The sequence below is a fragment of the Pyxidicoccus fallax genome, assembly GCF_012933655.1.
GTDB lineage: Bacteria > Myxococcota > Myxococcia > Myxococcales > Myxococcaceae > Myxococcus > Myxococcus fallax.
The window spans coordinates 38,801-60,519 of sequence record NZ_JABBJJ010000004.1 but is presented as its reverse complement, the minus strand read 5'-3'; the positions used below and the strand labels follow the sequence as shown (position 1 = coordinate 60,519).

The window sequence follows — 21,719 nt, the reverse complement described above, 5'->3', positions numbered from 1 at the left end:
GGGGAGCATGTCGGGCACGCCAGCCCGCATCTGCCAGCAGGCCTCGTCGGCCCACCGCTCACTTCGAAAAGGAGAAGAGCCTCGGCTACACTGACTCTTTGGTTTCAGCGTGGCACCTGCCCATGGGGCTCACATGCAATCTCGTTGCTACAATTGGCTGCTGGCAGCTGTGTGTACGACGTGGCTGGGGTGCGCTGGAGGAGAGCCGGAGGCGTCGTGGGCTCCCGGAACGGGCTCGCCGCACAGCGCGGGCCTGACCACCGACGGCGGCACGGTGCTCGTGACGAGCACCTCGCACTTCCACACCGCGGGGGGCATCACGGAGGTGCCGAACGACCTGTCGAGCAGGAATCTCGCGCTCCTCGTCCCCAACGGCTCGACGTTCACCCAGCTCACCGGTGCGGCCACGGATGGCGGCTGGCAGTTCACGGGCGTGCCCCCGGGCCTGTACTACCTGAAGACCGGCTCCACCTACACCGTCACGGACGCGCGGGAGGTGGAGCTCGATTCGCACGACCTCGGCCGGGCGGACGCCGTCTACTCGCCCGTGAGCACCTCGCCCGTGAACATCCATGTGACGAACCTCGCCCCGTGGATGCCGTACCGGCGGAGCACGGAGCCCGGCTCCAGCCTGCAGCTCGCCTCCGGGCAGGTGAACCTCGGTGCCATGCTGTTCCTCGACGAGGAGGTCCCCACCGGGCAGACGAGCCTCGTCACGAGCGCGGCCGAGATGTGGAACATGACCGGCCCGACGCCCATCTGCGAGGCGGCCAAGGGGGACCGGCTGTACGTGAACCAGCTCAGCCAGCTCGACGCGGGCACCCTGCCGGACGGCGGAGCGCTGGGGTACAGCACCGTGGTGCGCAGCGTGGAGACGGCCCCCTTCGACTACACGGCGGACGGCATCACGCCCCTGAGCGTCACCGGCGCGCTTCAGCCGGTGCCCCAGACACCGTTCACCCTCGACTGGCGCCTGTCCGAGTACGCCGCCCATGCCTCGGAGGTCCACCCCACGGCCACGCCCGCCACGCCCGACTTCTACGTCATGCCCTCCGCATATGGCTTGAGCCATGGCTGGGTGGGCAACGTGGAGCAGGTACTCCACCTGTCCTTGCCTCCGGGCACCTCGTCCGACTTCTCGCGCTCGCTGTCCTACGGCACCCCCTACCCTTCTTCCTGGGGAATGGTGGGCTACGCCCAGTCTTCGTTCCGGGTCTGGTTGGACGCGCCGGATGGCGCCTCGTATGGAGTCCTGGGCAACCTGTTCACGCAGGCGCGGCTGGAGGACCTCGTCGCCGGGCCCGTGCGTCCGCGCGTGTCTCCTCCCAGGTCGCTGACCCTCGACGGGATGGATGCCAGCACGTCGCGGGAGGTGGGCTCGCTCACCCCCGTCATCGCCTGGCAGGCACCGGCCCTGGGTACGCCCTCGGCCTATCGGGTGACGGTCTTCGGGCCCAGGTTCAGCTCACTGGTCATCAAGGGGTACGTCTACGTCCCTGGCTCGCTCACCCAGGTTCGGCTGCCACCCGGACTCCTGTCGCCGGGCGCCATCCACTACCTGCGCGTGACAGCCATTGATGCTCCCTTCCTCGACCTGAGTCGCATGGGCGCCACCCGGCATCTCCTGCCCAATGCCCATGCCGACGCGCTCAGCGCCATCTTCACCACGCCCTGAGGTCACCCGGCGCGGCGAACTCGCGCGGGGATGGGGGTCCGGCGGTTCTCAGTTCCGGCCGAGGACGCGACGCCGTTGGAAGCGGAAGAACCCCGCGTCCTCCTCGCGCGCGATGGTCGGAGCCTCGTGTCCGAAGTACCGCTCACGCAAGGAACGGAGCTCGGCCTCGAGGGCTTCACCCTGCTCGAGCCGCGAGAACAGCTCCGCTCGCGCCTTCATGTACGCATGCCCGTTCTCCCAACGCGCGTCCCGGTACACATCCTCCGCCGCCTTGCGGGCAATCATCTCCTCGGAGTAGCCCATGCGCCGCCGGATGCCGGCGAGGGCGGCCCGTCGCTCATCGACCGGCATCGCGGCGAGGCGCGCCTGCACCGGTTCGAGCCGGAGGAACAGCTCGGTCGCCTGCGACCGCACCAGATGGGCGTCCGGCGCTCTTGGGTCCACGCCGCCGGCCGCGGACAGCCGGTCGAGAAACGCGCTCTGCTGCGCCTCCAGCGGGAGCGTCGGGTCCACGTCGAGGAGCTCTCGCCGTTTCGTCTCCTCCTCGTGCTCGAGGGCGGCCGCCGTCCGCGCCAGGTGCGCGACCAGCTCTCCGGCCTGGTCCTTCTCCGTCCGTCCGGGAGCTTCACCGCGGGACCGCCGTGGCGCTTCTCCGGGAGCCGCCGAAGCGGGCTGAGACGCCCCCACCGCCGCGACTGGCGCGACCCCGCCTCGAAAGAGGGGAATCGCGCCAGCCACGAGCAGGGCGCCGGACGCGAGGAGGACCCACATTCTCCCGCGCCGACCGAGCATCAGAGTCGCGGCTCCAGCTCGGCCCAGATGAGCCCGGCGATCTTGTTCGAGCCCGAGGTCGTCGGGTGGACGCCGTCGGACTTGACGTCGGCGTTGGTCACCACCGGCCGCGGATCGACGAACGAGCAGTCGACGACGGAGTTCGAGCACGCCGTGGCCAGAATCTGGTCTCCGTAGTCGACGGCCTCGTCGAGGTCGTCGGCGCCGAGGAGCCCAGCCTTCGTGTAGTAGTAGCCGAGGTAGACGATGTCGGTGACGCCGCTGGCCGCCATGTCGTTCAGCAGGTCCGCCCCGTCGACGTAGATGTCATCGATGTAGTCCCGGCAGCTCTGCGAGAGGCGGCCGAACTCGTACCACTGCGTCTTGCAGTCGTAGGGGTCGGCGAGCGCGATGGTGGGGATGAGGATGTCGTTTCCTCCGCCGTCCATCACCACGATGCGGCTGTTCGGATTGGCGCTCTCGGCGAGCTCGAACTGCCCACGGATGGAGGGGGTGATGACCCCGCCCTCCAGCTCCGCGCCGGAGGTCGTGTAGTTGCGGAACGTCCCGCCCGCCTCGATGTGGATTGCCTTCTGGATGTCCCCCGAGAGCGCGAAAATCGAGTCGCCCAGGAACACGACGTTGTCGTTGTCCGCATCGGGAATCCACGGAGCGCTCATGAGCTGCCCGAGGCCACAGCCAGCGAGGACAGCGGGGGCCGAAACGGCGAGTGACAACAGGAGCAGACGCGCACGACCAGAGACTTGAAGCTTCTTCATGTAGTCCCTCCCGCCGGCAGGTCCGTCACGCCGGCGTGCACTGGAGAGGCATCTCGAGGAGGAGTGGCCTCTCGGGGTGGTTACTCCGTCATCCGGACATTCCGGATGACGTCCCATTGAGCGCGAAGTTGATTCCGATGTCAAAGCGGAAAAGCCAGCGAGACCGGAGAAGTCGACACCCCTCAACCCAGCCCTGTTCGCCCGATGTTCTGTTGCAATTTTGTTACCACAGCTCAGGGTGGACGACTGGGGCGCGACAGGATGTACGCCGCGCCGGTGAGCATCACCCCACCGGCGAAGACGAGGACGGGCCACTCCACGCGCGCGACAAACGTCAGGAGCGCGAAGCTCACCGCCATGGCGGACAGCGCGCTCACCTTGACCTTGACCGGGACGGTGCCGTGCCGCTGCCATTCCTGGAGCCGGGGCCCGAAGCGCGGGTGGGTGAACAGCCAGTGATGGAAGCGGCGCGAGCTGCGCGAGAAGGCCCACAGCGCGATGAGCAGGAAGGGCGTCGTCGGCAGCAACGGCAGGAACGTGCCGAGCGCTCCGAGCCCCACGCAGACGCAGCCGAGCGCGAGGAAGGCGAGCCGGAAGCGCGGTGGCCCCTCCCCTTCCGGGCCAGGGAGACGCGGCTCCTTCGATGGTGGGGGCGGCACAGCGCTCATGCAGGTCTCCCTCCTCCCGAGGGGTGCTCCGCATCAGAGCACGCCCCCGACCCCATCCAGTCGCGCAATCACCGCCGGGTCCACGGCCTCTCGCTTTGCCATCCTTCCAGAACCTTCGCCGGCAGGGGCCTATGCGAGGACTCCCCCGAGTGACAGACTGACCCGGCGGGGGTCCGCGGTGTGCCATTCAGCGGACTCCGGCGCAAACCCGTTGCGTGGAGAAGACCGTGAGCTCATTTGGCGTCAGGATTTGCACCCTTCTGGCTGTTCTCTCCGGACCGCTGCTGGTGGCCTGTGGTGAGGCCCCCACCTCGAGCCCTGGGCCGGGCGATGAGCCCGTGGGCACCGCCGAGGCCGCGGTGTGCTCCGATGGGAGCTGCACCTGTATCGCGCCGGACTGCGACGCCTTGAACTGGACGTACTGTGGGAAGGTCGAGACCTCGACGACGTGCTCCTGGTTCGACGGCAGCACTTGCAGGACCGCCACCTGCGGCTGCAGGTCGGGAAGATGGTTGTGCCCCTGATGGGGCCTGACCCCTGGCTTCACCCACCCCATCGCCCGTGAAGGGAGCAGGGCGGCCAGGATCTGGTTTAATGGCCGCCCATGTCTTCGCTCCCGCTGTCCGACCCGCCTCCCGAGACCAACCGCGCCACCTTCGCCGATGTGCTGCCGGACGACCTCGAGCGGGCGCGGGCCCTGCTCGCGAGCGTCCCGAGAGCGCCTCGCGTGCCCTCGAAGGAGGCCCGGCGCCTGGTGCTCGCCTTCGCGGGCCCCCAGCGCTACGCGCTCTACACCAGCCTCTTCTTCCTGCTGGGCATTGGGCTCTTCTGTGCCTTCTTCCAGTCCCATCGTGCCGTGGGGGACCTGCTGCTGGACCACCACTCCGTCGAAGTCCCCGGCGTCGTCGACTCGGTCGAGGTGGGGATGCGCAGGCGCAGGTCCCTTTCGCCCGTGTACTGCGCGCGCTTCCACTCGGAGGACGGCACGCTGGTGGGGCGTAGTTGCGAGCCGGGCGGCAGCTTTCAGCCGGGCCAGCGCGTGGTCCTCGAGCGGCGCGGAGGCCTGGCCCGTATCCGCGGTACCACCCTCATCCCCATGGGGCGCTGGGGAGGGATCGCGCTGTTGTTCCCTCTCGTGGGCGCCGTGGGTCTGTTGCTCGTCGTGCGGACCAACCACCGTGAGTCGCGCGCGGCCCGCGTGGGCATCCCGATTCTCGCGCGGGTCACGTACTTCGGCGACGGAAAGCCGGTGAACAAGAAGGCGCCGCCGCCCACGGAGCTGCGCTGGAGCTTCATCGCGCGCGGCGAGCGGTATGAGGGCCGTCTCTCCCTGGACAGCGCGTCCGAGTTCGACTTCCTCCCCAGCCGCGACGTCATCGTCGTGCTCTATGACCCGGCGGCTCCGGGCATCAACACCGTCTACGTGCCCTAGGGGGTGTCCCCCAAAGAGGAAGGGGGGAACCGCGGCCGGGGAGCTGTCCTGCCCTCGGTGGCTTGGAGCCTGTCAGTGGTGCTTCGCGTCGCGGCTCAGCTCGCCCCCCAGCGCTTGCCCTGGGCGTAGCTGAGATCGAGCGCCAGCAGCGACTTCTCTTTCTCCACGAGCCGCCTGGCCATGGGAACGAAGCCCCTGTCCCACGACGTGCCCTCCACGGTGCGGGCCCGGCAGGAGCGCATGCTCGAGGGGTTGAGGTTCCGGCAACCGGACATCCCGTGCATGCGGGAACGCAAGGGGAAGCGGCCCTCCGACCCCGCACCGGGATGGCTGGAGCCGCGCGGATGACCCGCAGCGCGCGGCCCTGTTCAAGCCTGGAGGAGAGCGTGCCCGCGCCGCGTGCAGGTGACGCCAGTGCGCCTCACGGGCAGGCAGAGCACCTGTCGCTTCCGGAGGGAGCCAGAGCAACTCCGCCGGCCAGGTCGTGAAGCGAGGAGTCGCCGGAGGGGCAGCACATGATGGAGATAAGCGGGTTGGACACCTCGCTGGAGCCGACGTCCGCCGCGTTCGCGGCCATGCTGGATGCCGTGGGCCATGGCGTCGTCGCGGTGGACCGCCAGTGGCGCCTGTCCTTCGTCAACGCGTGGATGGAGCGAGTGCTCGGCCGCTCCCGCCAGGAGTTGCTGGGCCACGAGCTGTGGGCGGAGTTCCCGACTCTGCGGACGAGCTCCTTTGGCGCCGCCTACCTGCGCGCCATGCGCGACGGTGTCGAAGTCGTGCACGAGGGTTTCGTCCCCATCTCCAATGCCTGGTTCGAGTCGCGCGCGTCTCCGTGTGCCACGGGGCTCATCCTCTTCATCAAGGATGTGACGGAGCGGCGCCGCGCCGCGCAGGAACTGAAGGACCGGGAGGAGCGGCTGCGCGAGAGCGAGACGCTCTTCCGCAAGCTGGCGGACAGCGCCCCCGTCATGCTGTGGATGACCGATGCCAGGGTGTCCTGCGTCTGGCACAACCGCCGGTGGTACGACTTCACCGGCCAGACGGAGGCGGAGGCTCTTGGGTTGGGGTGGCTGGACGCCATCCACCCAGAGGACCGCGCGAAGGTGGGCGGCGTCCTCCAGGCGTCCATCGCGCGTTGGGTGCCGTACCCCGTGGAGTACCGGCTTCGCACGCGCGACGGCCAGTACCGCTGGACCCTGGCCTACGCCAGCCCCCGGGTGGGCGAGTCCGGCGAGTTCCTCGGCTACATCGGCTCCGTCATCGACATCCACGAGCGCAAGCGCGGAGAGGAGCGCCTGGCCTTCGTGTCCGAGGCGAGCCGCATCCTCTCCGAGTCACTCGACTACGAGGACACGCTCGCGCGCGCCACCCAGCTCGCCGTGCCCGTGCTCGGCGACTGGTGCATGGTGGACCTCCTCCAGGAGGGCGGGGGAATCAAGCGGGTGAAGGTCTCCTGGGCGGACCCCGCGCTGGAGCCGCTGGCCCGGGAGACGGTGCGCTTCCCGCCCCAGGTTTCGGGCCACCCGTCGCACCTGCCCAGCCGGGTCCTGCTCGAGGCACGGGCCCTGCTCGTCGAGGACGCGGACGACGCGTACAAGCAGAGGGCGGCCTACAGCCCGGAGCACCTGGCGCACATGCGTGCCATCGGCTTCCAGTCGGTGATGTCCGTGCCGATGGTGGCGCGGGGCCGCACGCTGGGAGTCATCACCTTCCTCGCGATTGCCCCCGGCAGGCGCTTCACCCAGGCGGACCTGGAGACGGCCGAGGACCTCGCCCGCCGCGCCGCCCTCGCCGTGGACAACGGCCGGCTGTACCACGAGGCGCAGCAGGCCGTGCGCGTGCGCGAGGAGTTCCTCCAGGTGGCCAGCCACGAGCTGAAGACGCCGCTGACGCCGCTGTCCCTCAAGCTCCAGCTGCTGGCGCGCACCGCGGAGTCGCTCCCCCGCGAGCGCTTCCCCCGGCTGTCGAGTGATTTGGACATGATGCGGCAGCAGGTGCAGCGCCTGTCGTCGTTGATGGACGAGCTGCTCGACGTCTCCCGCATCAACGCCGGGCGTTTCTCGATGACGCTGGAGGTCGTGGACCTCAGCGCGCTGGTGCGCGACGCGGCGGCCCGCTTCGAGCCCGAGGTGCTCCGCCTCGGCGGCCGGCTGATGGTGGACGTCCCCGAGCCCCTGGTGGGTGTGTGGGACCGCCAGCGGCTGGAGCAGGTGATGACGAACCTCTTGTCCAACGCGCAGAAGTACGGCGGGGGCCGCCCCGTCCGGGCGCGCGTCTGGCGCGAGGGCCACCTGGCCTGCATCGCCGTCCGCGACGAAGGCATCGGCATTGCCCCGGAGGCGCTGTCGCGCATCTTCGAGAAGTTCGAGCGCGCGGTGAGTGAGCGGCACTACGGAGGCCTGGGGCTGGGGCTCTACATCACCCGGCAGATTGTGGAGGCGCTGGGCGGCACCATCTGCGTGGAGAGCGCGCCGAACCAGGGCTCCACCTTCACCGTGAAGCTCCCGCTGACACCGCCCCCGGTGTCCCCTGAGAGGAAGGAAGGCCCATGGGCCCCGGCGCACCCGCTACCCGGGTCCGAGGGAGCGTGCTACGGCCGCCTCCGGTGACGTCCTCGGTGGAGCCGGCGGCGGGATGGGCTACATTGCGGCCGAGCGATGCGTTCCGGGCCCCGGGCAAGGCGAGGAGGACAGTGGCCACGGTGGCTCACCGCGGGCTGGCTGCTGGCGTGCGCGGGCAGCGCCGGGGCGTCCACGCCCGAGGCCCCCGCCCTTCCCGAGCAGGCCCTGAAGGCCTCCCAGCCGCTGCTGGGCGTGGTGGTGGCCAGCCAGACGCTGGACGTCGTCTCCGAGGTGGAGGGCCGGCTGGCGGAGGTGCCCGCGCACCTGGGCAAGCGCGTGCAGGCCGGGGAGGTGCTGGCCTCGCTGGACGTGGAGCCGCTGCGGCTGGAGCTGGAGGCGCGCAAGGCCAACGTCCGCGCCGCCGAGGCCACCACGCGACGCGCGGCCCTGGTGCTCGTCCAGGCGAAGCAGCGGCTGGAGCGCGAGGAGCGCATCCGCGCCTTCTCCGCCGCCGAGGCGGAAGAAGCCGCGCGCGGCGAGGTGGCGGTGGCGGACGCGGACGTGGCGCTGGCCCAGGCCCGGCAGTCCGAGGCGCTGGCCCGGATGGCCCAGGCCGAGCGGGACCTGGCCCAGGCGCGCATCCGCGCCCCCTTCACCGGCACCGTGACGGAGCAGTACCTCACCCCAGGCATGCGGGTGAGCCGCGCCACCCCGGTGGTGCGGCTGGTGAGCGAGGAGCTGCGGCTTCGCTTCGCCGTGCCGGAGGGGCTGGCGCCAGCCCTGCGCGTGGGCGCCACGGTGCGGGTGCGGCTGTCGGCGGTGGGCGAGGAGCTGACGGGCACGGTGGACCGCCTGTCGCCGGAGGTGGACCCGGCCTCGCGTCACCAGAAGGCCGAGGCGCTGCTCCAGGTGCCGGCGCGGCTCAAGGGCCGGCTGTCCACGGGCCTGCTGGCGGAGGTGTTCCTCCACCCCGAAGCGCGCGTGCAGGGCCGCTAGCCTCCGCGTATCGACGCGTAGCGGTGCAGCCGGAGAGCGCCCCGCTCGAAGCGGGCCACGTCCCCGGGCGCCCAGTCCAGCACCTCGGTGGAGGCGCCCAGCCGTGCCAGGTGCTCGCGCACCACCACGCCACAGGCGGCCTCGGACGGCTCGCCCAGGCCCCAGCCCACGTCGGAGATGGAGCGCCCCACGCCCTCGAAGCCGTTGGCGTAGGGCAGGAAATACCGGGCTCCCGCCGCCGCGCACAGCCGGGCGACTCCCGCGGGCCCGGCCGTGGCGCTGGCCAATCGCCCGGCCTGGGAGTCCGCGTACAGCTCCCTCAGCCGGGTCCACGGCAGCGCGGCCCAGTAGTGGCCCAACCCGCCGAAGAAGGGCGACAGGAACTCGCGCTGGCACACCAGCACCGCGTCCACCGGGCCGTGCTCGCGGCACGAGCGCGCCACCACGTCCTCCATGCGCCCGTCCGGGTCCGTCCCGCTGTCCACCAGCAGCACGCAGGAGAAGTCCTCGGTGGTGAAGCGGTAGCAGTTGCCCCAGCTTCGCAGCCCCCGCGCCAGTGGCGGCCCGTCCGGCACCGGCTGCTCGCCGTAGAAGGGCAGCACGTCCACGCGGATGTCGCCCACCCACACCGTCTCGCCCCACGCCGGGGCCCGCACCGGCTCCCCGCAGACGTCCAGCACGCGCGAGAAGTCTTGCATGGTCAGCAGGTTGCGGCGGGGCACCCGGGGCACCAGCACCGGCACACCTCCATGCGCCAGCAGCGAGGGCACATGCCAGTGGTCCACATGCCCGTGCGTCACCGCCAGCGCACCGGGGGCGCCAGGGCCCAGGTTGCCCGGCGCCGAGCCGATGTGCGGCAGCCGCCGCTGCAACGCAATGGGGTCCACCAGCACGGACGTGGTCCGCGAGCAGACCCGCACGCTGGCGTGCTCACGCCGGTAGAGGCCGGGCCCGGACGGCTCCGGCCATGGGCCAGGCGGCGGCGCGGAGTCGAAGAGCGAGTCGCGCCAGTCCTCGTCGCCAAAGGGCCACGCGGCGCGCGCCTCCTCCAGCGAGCCCGCCTGTCCGGCGGCGCGAAGGAAGGCGGCGACGACGGGCACCGCGTCCACCTCCAGCCGCGTCGTCCACCGCGCCTCGCCCTGCTGGAGCACCCACCACCACGGGCCCTCCTCGGGAAACAGCACGTCCTCGTCCACGAGGAAGCCGCCGTCGTCCACCGCCCCGGGTCGCAGCAGCGCCTCGCCCGCGCGCGCGTTGAAGGCCTCCAGCGCCCGGCGCGAGGCCTCCGGCTCGAAGCCGTCGCGCAGCAACTGGTGCAGCACGGCGCCGAAGGGCACCCGGCCGGCGCGCTCCGGCAGCGGGGTGAGGTCCAGGATGACGTCCGGGGCGAAGCGCATGCGGGCTACCCCGCCGCCTTGCGGGCCGGGCCGCCGTCCTGGGCGGTCACCAGCTCGGCATAGTCCCCGCCGCGCGCCAGCAGCTCCGCGTGCGTGCCGCGCTCCACCAGCCGGCCGCCCTTCATCACCAGGATGAGGTCCGCGTGCTTCACCGTGCTCAGCCGGTGGGCGATGACCACGCGCGTGCACTTCAGCTCGGCGATGGCGTCCTGCACGGCGCGCTCGGTGCGCGCGTCCAGCGCGTTGGTGGCCTCGTCCAGGAGGAGGATGGCGGGGCTGTTCACCAGCGCCCGCGCCAGGGCCAGCCGCTGCCGCTGGCCGCCGGACAGCGAGGAGCCCATCTCGCTGAGCACCGTCTCGTAGCCCATGGGCATGGCGATGATGTCCTCGTGCACCTGTGCGCGCTTCGCCGCCGCCTGCACCTGGTCCAGCGGCAGCTGCGCGTCCGCGTAGGCGATGTTGCGGCGGATGTCCCCGCGGAACAGCGAGGGCGCCTGGAGCACCACGCCCACCTGCTGACGCAGCTCCTTCAGCTCCAGCTCCGTCAGCGGCACCCCGTCATAGCGGATGGTGCCCGAGCTGGGCAGGTACAGCCCCAGGAGCAGGTGCGCCAGGCTGGACTTGCCCGCCCCCGAGGAGCCGACGATGGCCACGAACTGCCCGGGCTCGATGGTCACCGACACGTCCTGCACCACCAGCGGCGAGTAGGGGCCGTAGCGGAAGGACACGTTCTCCACCTCGATACGGCCCTGGAGGCGGTGGCCGCGCCGGGTGACTCCGGGGGCCTGCTCGGCGGTGGCCTGGAGCACGTCGTCCACGCGCGTCAGGTAGCTGCCCACCAGCTGGAGCTGGAAGGCGGTGGTCACCAGGTTGGACACGGGCACGAGGAAGCCCGCCGCCAGCGCGTTGAGGGCCAGCATCTCGCCCAGCGTCAGCGTGCCCTCCATCACCAGCAGCGTGCCCACCGCCAGCACCACCAGCGGCGAGGCCATGCGCAGCGTCGCGGTGAGCGAGTCGGTGAGCGCCTGCAGCCGGCCTCGCTCCAGCGACACGTTGAGCACGTCCACGTAGAGGTTGGACCAGTGCTGCACCGCGCGGTCCTCCAGCCCCATGGCCTTCAGCGTCTGGACGCCGGTGAACATCTCCACCTCGTAGTTCTGGGCGGAAGCGCTCACCTCCAGGTTCCGCGCCATCAGCTCGCGCTGCCGGCGGGCGGCGAAGGCGAACACGCCGTACTGGAGCAGCGCCAGCCCCGCCACCAGCGCGCCCATGCGCGGGCTGCCCGCGAACAGCAGCGCGAGGTAGAGCAGCACCAGGCCTCCGTCCAGCAGCGCCGACAGCGCGCCCGACGTGAGCAGCTCGCGCACGGTGGTGTTGCTGTTGAGCCGGTTCATCAGGTCGCCGGCCGAGCGGAGCTGGAAGAAGGAGAACGGCAGGTGGACCAGGTGGTCCAGGAAGCCCAGCGTCAGCCGGGCGTCCAGGTGCGTACGCAGCTGCAACAGCAGGTGCGCGCGCACCAGCGAGGACAGGAACTGGAAGACCACCAGCATCGCCATGCCCGCGCCCAGGATGCCCAGCAGCGGCAGGTCCCCTCCGGGCAGCACCCGGTCCACCACCGCGCCGGTGAGCGACGGCAGCGCCAGGGCGAAGAGCTGGAGCAACAGCGACATCACCGCCACGCGCAAGAGGGCGGGCCGCTCCTCCAGGAGCAGGCGCAGGTAGCGGCGAGGCCCCCGGCGGGGCTTCGCCGTCTCGAAGGTTTCCGACGGCTCGAACAGCAGCGCCACGCCGGTGAAGGACTTGCGAAGCTGCTCGGTGGGCACGAAGCGGCGGCCGATGGCCGGGTCCACCACCTCCACGCCTCCGCGCACCACGCGCTCGAAGACGACGAAGTGGCGGAACTCCCAGTGCAGCACGGCGCCCGGCTCCAGCAGGTCGAGCTGGTCCATGTCCGCCTGCACCGCGCGGCCCACCAGGCCGAAGCGGCGGCCGGCCTCCAGCAGGGCACGGGCGCTGATGCCGCGGATGGTGAGGCCCGCGGCGACGTGCACCTCGTCCAGGGTGACGTGGCGGCCCCAGTAGCCCAGCACCATGGCGATGCAGGCGGCGCCGCAGTCCACCGCCGTCAGCTGCGCCACGTACGGAATGCGGCGGCGACGCAGGGTGGCGCCCAGCCGTCCCAGCGCGGGGAAGCGCTCGGACCAGGAAGGTGAGTCGTTGGGCTCAGTCACGTGGCTTCCCGAGCAGCTCCAGGACGGGCAGCAGCGTCATCCAGCCGTTGCGGGCCCGCACCGTCACCCAGGCCTGGCCGGGCATGCCCGTGTAGTACGCATAGGTGCCGTCGCTGGCCTGGAACGAGTCCGAGGGCAGCTTCGCCTCCACCACGACGACGGGGCCGTCATCCACCTTCACCGCGTCCTGGAGGCCGGGGCCCAGGTAGCGGCGCACCTCGGCGGGGCCCACCAGCTCGTCGCTGACGGTGGCCACCTGCAGGGACTGCCACGAGTACGCAAAGCCCGTCAGCTCCATGCGCAGCGGCAGGCCCGGGTGCAGGAGGGGGCGGTACTGGCCGGGCAGCAGCGCCACCGCCCAGGCCTCGGCGCCCTCGCGCACCAGCGACACCACCACCTCGCCCACGGCCAGGAACTGCTGCTCCCGCACGCGCACCTCCCCCACCTGGCCGTCGCACGGGGCCTTCAGCACGCGCTCGCCCATGCGCGCCTCGCTCAGCTCGAGCTGCGCGCGCAGGGCGGACAGCTCCTGCCGGGTGCCCATGTTCTGGGGCTCCAGCAGCCACGCGGCCAGCCGGGAGCGGAACTCCTCCTGCACGCGGAGGCGGTCGGCGGCCTCGCCGCTGGAGTACAGCTCCACCAGCGGCTGACCCGCGCGCACGCGCTCGCCCCGGCGCACCAGCACCCGGCTGACGCGCCCGCCCGCGGTGGCGGTGACTTCCTCCAGGCCCTTGATGCGCACCAGCACCGGCCCGCGCGCATGGTCGTTGATGTCCACCAGCGCCAGGCCCACGCCGGCCACCAGCACCAGCGCCACCACCACCCACCAGGCCGCGTCCATCCACGCGGGCATCACGCGCAGCAGCGTGCCCCGGGCCTCGGGGCGCGCGTGGTAGTCCAGCGCCTCCTGGCGGAAGAGCTTCGGTTGCGGCTGCGGGGGTGGTTGCGGCTCGCTCATGCCTGCTTCATCCGGGCCTGGCGCGAACGATACAGGCGGGAGAGGAAGTCATAAAGAATGAGCTCCTGGGCCCGCTGGTCGGCTGGGAGCATCCGGTTGACGTGCATGTGCAGGAAGCTTCCGGCCAGCGCCTCCACCGGCACGGTGAGCCGGCCCGCCGCCTCGGCCCGCCGCAGCGCCTCGGCCACCGGCGCCAGCCGCCCGGCCCGGCGCTGGAGGATCTCCAGCCCCGGGCGCCAGGGGCCGCCGTCATCGGGCGTGGCGCGCAGCAGCGCCTCCAGGGCCCGGCTCTCCTTACGGTAGCGCGTGTTGAGCTGCTCCTCGAAGCGCTTGTCCACCTTGTGCTCGGCCCCGAAGCCCTGGCGCAGCTTCCGCGTCACGGCCAGCTTCTGCTCCAGGCTCAGCGACAGGGCGTCCAGCAGCCCGTCCAGTCCCCTGAGGGCCAGGCGCCAGCGGGCGTCGGCTCCCGCGTCTCCCGCGTAGGCTTCCAGGAGGGAAAGCACCGCCTCGCTGTCGGCGTGGAACAGGGCCTCGCACGCCTCCATGCCGGCGGGGCCGCCGTAGCGCTCCAGCTCGCGCTCGTAGGTGTCGAGCTGCACGCGCCACGCCTCGTCCACCGCCAGCGCGGCCTCGCACGTCTCGCGCAGCACCGGCCAGACCTCGGACTCCAGCCGGCGCGGGTCCCCGTGGAAGCGCAGCCGCACGTGCGGCTCCGGGTCGTGGTAGCGGAGGAAGAACCACCGGTCCGCCGCGCCCGAGGCCTCCACCTTCCGCACGGCCTCCCGCAGCGAGGTGCGCAAGAGCCGCTCCAGCGTGCTCGTGCCCGCGTACAGCTTGAGGTACAGCCACTCCGAGCCGGGCGGGAAGCGGCGCTTGAAGGGCGCATCCAGGCTGGCGCTGGCCGGAGCACCTGAAGCGCGCGCGCCGCTCACGACCCCGGGCGCCGCCACGGGCCGCGTCTCGCGCGCACCCGCCACCGAAGGCACCTCCTCCGGCTGCCGGCGCACGAAGGGGATGACCACCTCGTGCGTGTACCGCCCCGTCTCGCCCTCCACGCACACGTCGTCCGGGCCGGGCAGCAGCTCCTCCAGCGTGGCACCCGCACGCGAGCGGACGAGCTGCACCAGCGTCTCCACGCACAGCACGTTGTCCAGGTCCACGGGGAGCTGGTTGTCGCCGTCGCGCAGGCACACCCAGCGGGGTAGCCCCACCTCCTCGCGGTAGCGCTGCACGGCGTCGAAGCGGGCCACGCCGCGCGCCTCGCCCCAGGCCCGCAGCGTGGCGGCCCGCACGGTCCACGTGGCCGGCTCCAGCACCACGCGCCCCAGCACCACCCGGGGCAGGAAGGGCGAGTCCGCCAGCGGGCCCCACCGGAACGACAGGCCTCCGCGCCCCTGGGACTGGAGCGCGCAGAGGAAGCGGTACGCCCCCAGCCCGTGCACGCTGAAGTTGTGGGCATTGGACATGCGCGGAATCACCTCGCGTCCCAGCCGGTGGGAGCGCAGCACCACGCGCCCCTCCTCCACGGACACCCACAGGTCCGACATGGGAATGCGCGCCTCCGGCGCCACGCCCGATTGCCCGAGGAACACCAGGTCATGCCCGCGCAGCGCGGGGCGGCAGATGACGTTGCCCACGCGGCCCTCGGGCAGGTGCACCACCTCGGCGAAGAGGGCATCCGGGCGCAGGGCCTCCTCGGCGCGCAGGTAGCGGCGCACCGCCTCCTCCAGCGTCGCGTCGCCGTGGCAGAAGCGCCCCAGGTACACGGCGCCCGACGGGCCGTGTACGTTCTCGAAGAGGAAGCGGAAGCGCCCCGCGTCCACCGCCGCGGCCGACTCCGCCAGCACCGAGCCCACCACGCCGAAGGCCTCTGGCAGCTCCGCGGCCTTCGGCGCCTCCATGGCCTTCACGTCCGCCTCGTCGAGCACCAGCTCCCGCGCACCGCGCCGGCGCACCTCCTCCATCCGGTGCAGCAGGTACGTCCAGCGCGGCTCCCAGCGCGGGCTCTCGCGCTCTGCCCCGGCGGGGAAGCGGAAGCCAGCCAGCAGCGGGCCGGTGCCGGCGCCGGGGGCCTGCGAGGCGTTGAAGCCGATACCGCTCTCCTCGTCCAGCGCCTCCAGCAGCGGGACGGCGCGGCCCTCGTAGCGCTCCTGTAGACGCTGCTTGAAGCGGGTGATGGGGTGCGTGCCGTCCTGCGCGGGCACCATGCGCCGCAGCGCCGTCACGCCGCGCAGCACCTCGTCCACCACGCCGCGCGGCAGGCGCACCTCGCCGGGGGCGCGGAACATGTCCACCTGGAAGAGGCGGGACATCTCCAGCGGCACGGGCAGCGACTCCAGCGGGCGGGCCGCCTCGCGGTACGTGGCGGGCGGCAGGCCCACGGGTTGGGCGTCGATGCGGGAGAGGGCCTCGCCCACGGCGGCCAGCTTCTCGCAGACGGGCGCCAGCACCGGCATGGCGCGGGCCTGCTCCAGCAGCGCGGGCAGCGGCTCGGGGCCGGTGACGAGCGGCGCCCAGGCCGGCACCAGGAGCTGCGCCGCGACCAGGCTCTCCAGGTACTCCAGGGCCTCCTCGCGCGGCACGTCCGCCTCCGCCGCCAGCGGTCCTGCCAGCTCCTCCAGCGAGACGCCGCCCAGCGCGGCCCCGGCGCGCTCCAGGGTGGCGTCCAGCACGGGCTCGGGCTCCACGGCCACCAGGTGGTAGGAGCGCTCGCGGTGGTGCTGCCGCGAATCCAGGTAGCGGAGCTGGCCGCCGGCCCGGTAGATGCTGGAGTTGGGCACGTAGCGCAGCTCGCGCACCGCCTCGGGCGAGCGGCACACGTGGGCGACGAGCGCGGTGACGTAGTCCATGTCCAGCCGCGTGTGCCGGCGGATGCCGGAGCGCCCACGCATGCGCAGCGCGGCGCCCTCTCCCAGGCTGCCCACCGCGTGCCCGGCGAAGAGGCCGAAGGGCGTAGCCCGGCCCGCCATGCGCGCCAGGTAGCGCACCAGCGTGTGCTCCACCTTCAGCCCCGCCTCCGAGTCCGGCCGCTCCAGCCACGCCGGCAGGCTCTCGTCCAGGGAGGGCGAGGCGATGAAGAGCGCCTCGCGCACCACCGGGTCGGCCACGTGCGCGCGCAGCCGTTGGCGCAGCAGGGCTCGGTCCTCGGCGAGCGCGGCCTCGCGCTCCTCTGGGCGGGCCCCGGGGGCCTTCAGGCCCTGGCTCCATTCCACCAGCACGTCCAATGGCAGCAACGGGGTGCGGATGGCGATGAAGCCGTCATCACGGAACGCGGCGGCGTCTCCGGTGAAAGGTCTGATGTGTTTCAAGAAAGGTCCCGGGTGGAGGGTCGGCGCCCCCGGGTGAGTGGATGCACGAAATGAGCGTCGATGCCAACCCCCGCCCGGTGGGGCCGAAGGAACAGCCTCCCATCTCCCCTTTGCGTAGCGCCTGAGCCGCTCGCGACGCGGCCTCCGAAGCGGATGTAACGCGGAGCGCCGTAGAGCCGAAGGCAGAAACAAGGTGTGTTCATGAACCGCGGCCCGCCGCCCGAGAACAGGGTCTGAGCAGACTCGGCAAGAGGTTATGGCAAAGCCACGTCACCAGGCTGATAATCGTTTTCGTGGCTCAAACCACGATGTCGTGCGTGGTCAGCCACGCGTCGAGCCTGACGCCGCGGAGGCACATCCCGTGCCCTCGCGCATCCCTTCGAAGGAGCCCCCCATGGACCAGAAGGACCCGAAGCCCCAGAAGACGAAGCTGAAGCTGAAGCGCGAGACGGTGCGCACGCTGGACAACAGCGCGCTCAACCTGCTGGACGCCGTCGCTGGCGGTACTCAGCCGAGCACCGAGCCGATGTGTGATGGATCGGCGCAGAGCTGGTGCTACTGCTAGCGCGCTGACGCCGAACGGCACCGCCCTCCCCGAGGCCCGCCCTCGCGGTGGGCCGGTGCCCGTCGAGCCTCGCGTGTCCCCCCCATGTCCTCTGCCCCTGCCTGGCATCCCGTGCTCGACGGCGCGGAGCGTCTCCGAGCGCTCGAACTCGCCCGGGGCGTGTACGAGGCCCTTCGGGCCGGCGCCCTCCGCCGCGCCAATCCCTCCCTGGACGACGGCCTGCCCTCGGCGGCGCTGCTGAGCGCGTACCTCGCGCGCGCGGGGCTCGATTCGGGGGAGCCGGAGGCGCTGCTGGAGGCCGCCGCGGCCCGCGCGGCCGACGTCACGCTGGACGCGTCGCTCTTCCGGGGCTTCACCGGACTCGCATGGGCACTGGCCCACCTGGACGCAGCGGACGCGGACGGGCTGGAGGATGTGGACGAGCAGCTCGAGGAGGTCGCCGCTGGCGCACCCGCGCCGGGACGCGGGTTGGACCTCATCTCCGGGCTGGCGGGCGTGGGCGTGTACGCGCTGGAGCGGCTGCCTGACCCGCGTGCGCGCGCGCTGCTCGCACGCGTCGCCGTCCGCCTCACCGAGGCCGCGCAGCGTGCGCCGCAAGGCCGCGGCTGGTGGACTCCCGCCGAGCACCTGCCCCCAACCAAGCGCGAGCGCTTCCCGTCGGGTGCCTGGGACCTGGGCCTCGCCCACGGGGCCGCCGGGATGCTCGCGGTCCTGGCGGGGGCACACCGCGCCGAGGTGCTCACGCCGGCCGGTCGCGACGTGTTGATGGGCGCGCGCACCTTCCTCGAAGCGCAGTGCGAGGCCCACCGCGCTCCCGCCTACCTCCCGCCGACCGGTCCCGCCGCCAGCACCCGGCCCGCCTGGTGCTACGGCACGCCCGGCGTCGCGCTCGGGCTTTTCTGGTGCGCGCGCGCTCTGGATGACGCCGAGGGCGAGGCGCGCGCGCTGGTGCTCGCGCGCGCCGCCGCACGGGAGGCACGGGAGGAGGAGGCCCGCTTCGAGGAGCCAGGGCTGTGCCATGGCACCGCCGGTCTCGCGCACTTCTTCAATCGCCTGTACCAGGCCAGCGGGGATGCCACCCTGGGGGAGGCCGCGCGGCAGTGGCTGCGACGCACGCTGGATTCGCACCAGGTGGGACAGGGCGTGGGGGGCTTTCGTGCGCGAGGGCGGCAACCCGACGGGCGCCTCGGGTGGACCGAGGAGCCGGGCCTCGTCGTGGGAGCCACGGGCGTCGCACTCGCGCTGCTGGCGGGGGCCTCGGCCATCGAGCCCGGGTGGGACCGGACGATGCTCTTCTCCGTGCGAGGCCTTTGAGCGGCGCCGCGGGCAGCGTGTTCCGGGCGGCGCCCCACCCTGCCAGACCGTGGACCTCGCTCCCCACCGAGGTGGGAGCGCGGGCCCACGGTCCGGCATGACTCATGATTGGGTCAGCGACTTCTCTTCGCGGCTCACCGCATGAAAGGGCCTCAGCGGAAGGGCCCCGTCACCTCGAAGGTGATGCCCTGGCCCTGGCCATTCACGCCACGCTGCGAGCTGAAGTAGAGCCGGTGCCCGTCCGGGCTGAACGCGGGGCCGGTGATTTCCGAGCCTCCGTGGCCCTCGATCTGGAGGAACGGCGCCACCATCCGGTCCGGGGTGATGATGCAAATCTGGAGGTCGCCGCCGTCCTCGACCACGTAGAGGTCGCCCGAGCGCGACACCGTGACGTTGTCCACGCCCGTGAGCGGCGAGTCCGGGTAGATGTTGTCGTCGTAGAGAATCTCCATCCGCCCGGTGGCTGGCGTGTGGGCCCACACGCGGTTGTCGCCCTTCGTGGTGAAGTAGACGACGCCGCTGTCGTACCAGCAGCCCTCGCCACCATTGAAGGCGGAGGTCCGGAGCCCCGCGAGCTGGAGCCACGCGGGCAACGACGCGGACACCCTGTACCAGCTCAGGCTGGCGGTGCCCGCCAGCGCGTCACCGGAAATGCGCGCCGCCTCCAGGGTGCCGGACGCCAGTGACGGCCAGTTGGACGGCGTGAAGCGGTAGAAGCGCCCGTTGGCGCGGTCCTCCGTCAGGTACAGCCGCCGGCCCTCCGGGTCCACCGCCACGGCCTCGTGCGCGAAGGTGCCCAGCGCACTGCGCCGCACGCCCTGGGAGGGATTGTACGGGTCGCATTCCCAGACATGGCCTCCGTCCCACTCCTCGCAGGACAGCCACGTGCCCCACGGTGTCGGGCCACCGGCGCAGTTGCTCACGGTGTTGCCGAGGATGCGGTACGCGGACACCACGTTGCCGCCGCCGTCGAAGCGCACCGCGGACACCCCGCCGCCCACGGGCAGCTCGCTGTTGGACGTGTAGACCCAGCCGCCGTCACCCGTGGCGAAGCAGGCGCCACCGTCCGGGTTGCCGTGCCACGTGTAGCCCGTGCCCGGAACCACCTCGCCCGTGCGCGCGATGATGCGCGAGGCGAAGCCCGCCGGAAGCCGCACGCCATTGACATCCGCCGAGCCGGAGATGGCCCCATAGGGGCACGGTCCGGGCTGGGCCGGCGCCGCGTAGGCCTTCTTCCAGAAGCCGGGGCCCAGCACCAAGGCCCCCCCGCCCACCGCGGAGAGGTGAAGGAAGTGACGACGGTTCAGCCGCATTCCGCCGGGCTGGCTCATGGGCCGTCCACCGTGAAGGTGAGGGTCTGGAACGCGGACTCGCGGAACACCTCGAGGCGCACCGTGCTTCCGGGCTCGGTGAGCCGGTCGGCCAGGGAGCCCAGGTTGTCGGGAGTGAGCCGCTCCCCGTTCATGCTGAAGAGCAGGTCGCCCTCGCGGAAGCCGAGCCGCGCGAGGACGCCAGCTTCCTGGACGTGGGTGAGCCGGATGGCCGGTTCCGGAAACACCTTCACGGACTCCGCCCGTGCGGCCGGGCCGAACTGGCCGCGAATCCGTGCCACCACGTCTCCCTTCACCCGCCAGTGGAGCCGGCCCTCATGAACGGCGGCCCTGTCGAAACGATGGTGGATGACACGAAGGGGCACATCCCGGCCCACCGAAAGCACCCGGGCGCCCTCGGCCCCCGTCAGCTGAAGGCCCTCGGGGGTGATGGCCGTCACCCGGAGGTTGCGGCCCAGCAACTCACCCACGTACAGGTTGCGAGTCTCCCAGGTGGAGGTCTCCGCCAGCGTCGCGAAGGACTCGGACGGGACCTGACTGAGCTGGACTCCGAAGAGGCGATACCGGTGGGTGCGTGCCTCGTAGTCCGCCGCCGTCGCGCCTGGCTCCGGCGCCAGCAACATCGAGAGCTCCGCCTCGCTCACGCCCGTGTGGAGCGCCTCCCCGGTATTGCCCTCACGCGGAAGCGTCTCGGTGGAGCAGGCGGAGAGCATTGAAACAGCAATACCCAAGGTCAGCATGGAAAGGATTTTCATGGTCGTTTCCCCCGTGATTGCGATGCACTTACTGGAGGCATTCCGAGGCGGTGCCAGCGCCATGCGGATTGGAGGCCCATGCCACGCAGGCCAGCTTTCTCTGCGCGGACACGCTGGGGTGGAAGCAGTCCGTGCCGTTGATGTCCGCCGCGCGGAAGACATACGTGCCCACCGAGGTGTTGGCATAGCCGTTCTCGATGGAGCCCTGCCAGTCCGCCACGAAGTGGATGCCTCTTGGATTGCGGCCGTCGGCGTTGGCCCGGTACAGCTCGACCTCGGCGCGGGTCGCCTCGTTGTACTCATTGACGCGGGCGCCGATCTGCGCTCGCCGGGCGCCGCTCCTCTCCGCGGTGACGATGCGGCAGATGCCCGCGCCGGGCCAGACGACATAGGGGCACCACAGGCCCTTGGCGTACCCCGCGCTATAGAGGAAATCCACCCGCGGGAAGCTCAGCACGTGCACCGTCGCGCCAGGCGGGAGGCACGCCGCGAGCTGGTCCAGTCCCGCTCGTAGCGCGTTCACCCAGGTGTCGAGCGAGTACATGTTCGCGGTGGCATCCGCGCTGGAGGACCTCGGCCGGTTGCACACATCATTCGACCCGAGCAGGACCGAGACGGTCTGCGGCTTCTCCTCCTGCGCGCAGACTCGCGCCGCCTGGGCCGCGAAGTTGTTGCCCCCACCCACCATCTCGGCGCCCGAGACGGACTCGGGCTGCTGGGTGAAGGACGGCACCAGCTCCTGATAGCGCATGAACACCGAGTAGACGTTGCTGGACGTGCCTCGCACCCAGCTCAGCTCGGGGTGGTCTCCAGGCCACCCATCCGCGCCGGCGCCCTGGGACATGCTGTCACCGACGTTGGCTTGTTTGGTGGGTAGCTGCGCCAGCGATGCACCCGCCAGGAGCCACGCCGCCACTCCGCAGAGAATCTGCACTCGAAATGCGTTCACGCCGTTTCCTCCAGTCCGTGGAATCGACG

The 21,719-nt window shown here is 71.7% G+C and carries 17 protein-coding genes; 6 read left to right on the top strand and 11 right to left on the bottom strand.

Features of this window, described 5'->3' with window-relative positions:
- Window positions 1-133 precede the first annotated feature (133 nt).
- Window positions 134-1,675 carry a hypothetical protein gene (locus tag HG543_RS01510; protein WP_169342819.1) on the top strand — a complete coding sequence of 514 codons (1,542 nt, stop codon included), beginning with the start codon at window positions 134-136 and terminating at the stop codon, window positions 1,673-1,675.
- 48 nt (window positions 1,676-1,723) lie between these two features.
- Here the strand turns inward: HG543_RS01510 and HG543_RS01505 are convergent, their stop codons facing one another.
- The 3 genes from HG543_RS01505 to HG543_RS01495 all read right to left on the bottom strand — a co-directional run bounded on the left by HG543_RS01505 (window position 1,724) and on the right by HG543_RS01495 (window position 3,893).
- Entirely contained in the window at window positions 1,724-2,446 is a 723-nt protein-coding gene (locus HG543_RS01505) for a hypothetical protein (RefSeq protein WP_169342818.1), read from the bottom strand.
- Between the two features lie 20 nt (window positions 2,447-2,466).
- A complete protein-coding gene (locus tag HG543_RS01500) occupies window positions 2,467-3,225 on the bottom strand; it encodes an SGNH/GDSL hydrolase family protein (protein WP_169342817.1) in 759 nt (252 codons plus the stop codon).
- A gap of 233 nt (window positions 3,226-3,458) precedes the next feature.
- Window positions 3,459-3,893 carry a YbaN family protein gene (locus tag HG543_RS01495; RefSeq protein ID WP_169342816.1) on the bottom strand — a complete coding sequence of 145 codons (435 nt, stop codon included), beginning with the start codon at window positions 3,891-3,893 and terminating at the stop codon, window positions 3,459-3,461.
- 604 nt (window positions 3,894-4,497) lie between these two features.
- Between HG543_RS01495 and HG543_RS01490 the strand changes: the two genes are divergently transcribed.
- Complete coding sequence (locus HG543_RS01490) at window positions 4,498-5,325, top strand: hypothetical protein (RefSeq protein ID WP_169342815.1); 828 nt, start codon at window positions 4,498-4,500, stop codon at window positions 5,323-5,325.
- 95 nt (window positions 5,326-5,420) lie between these two features.
- On the opposite strand, the gene HG543_RS01485 is transcribed toward HG543_RS01490, so the two are convergent.
- Complete coding sequence (locus tag HG543_RS01485) at window positions 5,421-5,621, bottom strand: hypothetical protein (protein WP_169342814.1); 201 nt, start codon at window positions 5,619-5,621, stop codon at window positions 5,421-5,423.
- A 219-nt stretch (window positions 5,622-5,840) separates the two neighbouring features.
- Here HG543_RS01485 and HG543_RS01480 point away from each other — a divergent pair, with 219 nt between their 5' ends.
- On the top strand, window positions 5,841-7,934 hold the full coding sequence (locus HG543_RS01480; RefSeq protein WP_169342813.1) for a PAS domain-containing sensor histidine kinase: 2,094 nt from the start codon (window positions 5,841-5,843) through the stop codon (window positions 7,932-7,934).
- A 48-nt stretch (window positions 7,935-7,982) separates the two neighbouring features.
- Window positions 7,983-8,882 (top strand): efflux RND transporter periplasmic adaptor subunit, encoded by a 900-nt coding sequence (locus HG543_RS01475; protein ID WP_169342812.1) that lies wholly within the window; start codon window positions 7,983-7,985, stop codon window positions 8,880-8,882.
- On the opposite strand, the gene HG543_RS01470 is transcribed toward HG543_RS01475, so the two are convergent.
- From HG543_RS01470 to HG543_RS01455, 4 genes are read right to left on the bottom strand one after another with little or no spacing between them, the layout of a single operon-like run.
- Window positions 8,879-10,279 carry an MBL fold metallo-hydrolase gene (locus tag HG543_RS01470; protein WP_169342811.1) on the bottom strand — a complete coding sequence of 467 codons (1,401 nt, stop codon included), beginning with the start codon at window positions 10,277-10,279 and terminating at the stop codon, window positions 8,879-8,881. The two genes, HG543_RS01475 and HG543_RS01470, sit on opposite strands and share 4 nt — an antisense overlap.
- Window positions 10,280-10,284: 5 nt before the next feature.
- Window positions 10,285-12,510, bottom strand: coding sequence for an ABC transporter transmembrane domain-containing protein (locus tag HG543_RS01465; protein WP_169342810.1), 2,226 nt, complete (start codon window positions 12,508-12,510; stop codon window positions 10,285-10,287).
- Window positions 12,503-13,468 carry an efflux RND transporter periplasmic adaptor subunit gene (locus HG543_RS01460; protein ID WP_169342809.1) on the bottom strand — a complete coding sequence of 322 codons (966 nt, stop codon included), beginning with the start codon at window positions 13,466-13,468 and terminating at the stop codon, window positions 12,503-12,505. Before HG543_RS01460 ends, HG543_RS01465 begins: the two co-directional genes overlap by 8 nt.
- Window positions 13,465-16,776 (bottom strand): lantibiotic dehydratase, encoded by a 3,312-nt coding sequence (locus HG543_RS01455; RefSeq protein WP_246356679.1) that lies wholly within the window; start codon window positions 16,774-16,776, stop codon window positions 13,465-13,467. The genes HG543_RS01460 and HG543_RS01455 overlap by 4 nt, the downstream gene beginning before the upstream one ends.
- A 394-nt stretch (window positions 16,777-17,170) precedes the next feature.
- On the opposite strand from HG543_RS01455, the gene HG543_RS01450 reads away from it, so the two are divergent.
- Both HG543_RS01450 and HG543_RS01445 read left to right on the top strand, forming a co-directional pair.
- Window positions 17,171-17,341: a hypothetical protein gene (locus tag HG543_RS01450; RefSeq protein ID WP_169342808.1), complete on the top strand. Its 171-nt coding sequence runs from the start codon at window positions 17,171-17,173 to the stop codon at window positions 17,339-17,341.
- Window positions 17,342-17,425: 84 nt separating this feature from the next.
- Entirely contained in the window at window positions 17,426-18,655 is a 1,230-nt protein-coding gene (locus HG543_RS01445; RefSeq protein WP_169342807.1) for a lanthionine synthetase LanC family protein, read from the top strand.
- 152 nt (window positions 18,656-18,807) lie between these two features.
- Here the strand turns inward: HG543_RS01445 and HG543_RS01440 are convergent, their stop codons facing one another.
- Genes HG543_RS01440 through HG543_RS01430 form a run of 3 tightly spaced genes read right to left on the bottom strand, consistent with a single transcriptional unit; the run spans window position 18,808 to window position 21,690 of the window.
- On the bottom strand, window positions 18,808-19,968 hold the full coding sequence (locus HG543_RS01440; RefSeq protein ID WP_169342862.1) for an alkaline phosphatase PhoX: 1,161 nt from the start codon (window positions 19,966-19,968) through the stop codon (window positions 18,808-18,810).
- A 14-nt stretch (window positions 19,969-19,982) separates the two neighbouring features.
- A complete protein-coding gene (locus HG543_RS01435) occupies window positions 19,983-20,741 on the bottom strand; it encodes a PDZ domain-containing protein (protein ID WP_169342806.1) in 759 nt (252 codons plus the stop codon).
- Between the two features lie 28 nt (window positions 20,742-20,769).
- A complete protein-coding gene (locus HG543_RS01430; protein ID WP_169342805.1) occupies window positions 20,770-21,690 on the bottom strand; it encodes an SGNH/GDSL hydrolase family protein in 921 nt (306 codons plus the stop codon).
- Window positions 21,691-21,719 lie beyond the last annotated feature (29 nt).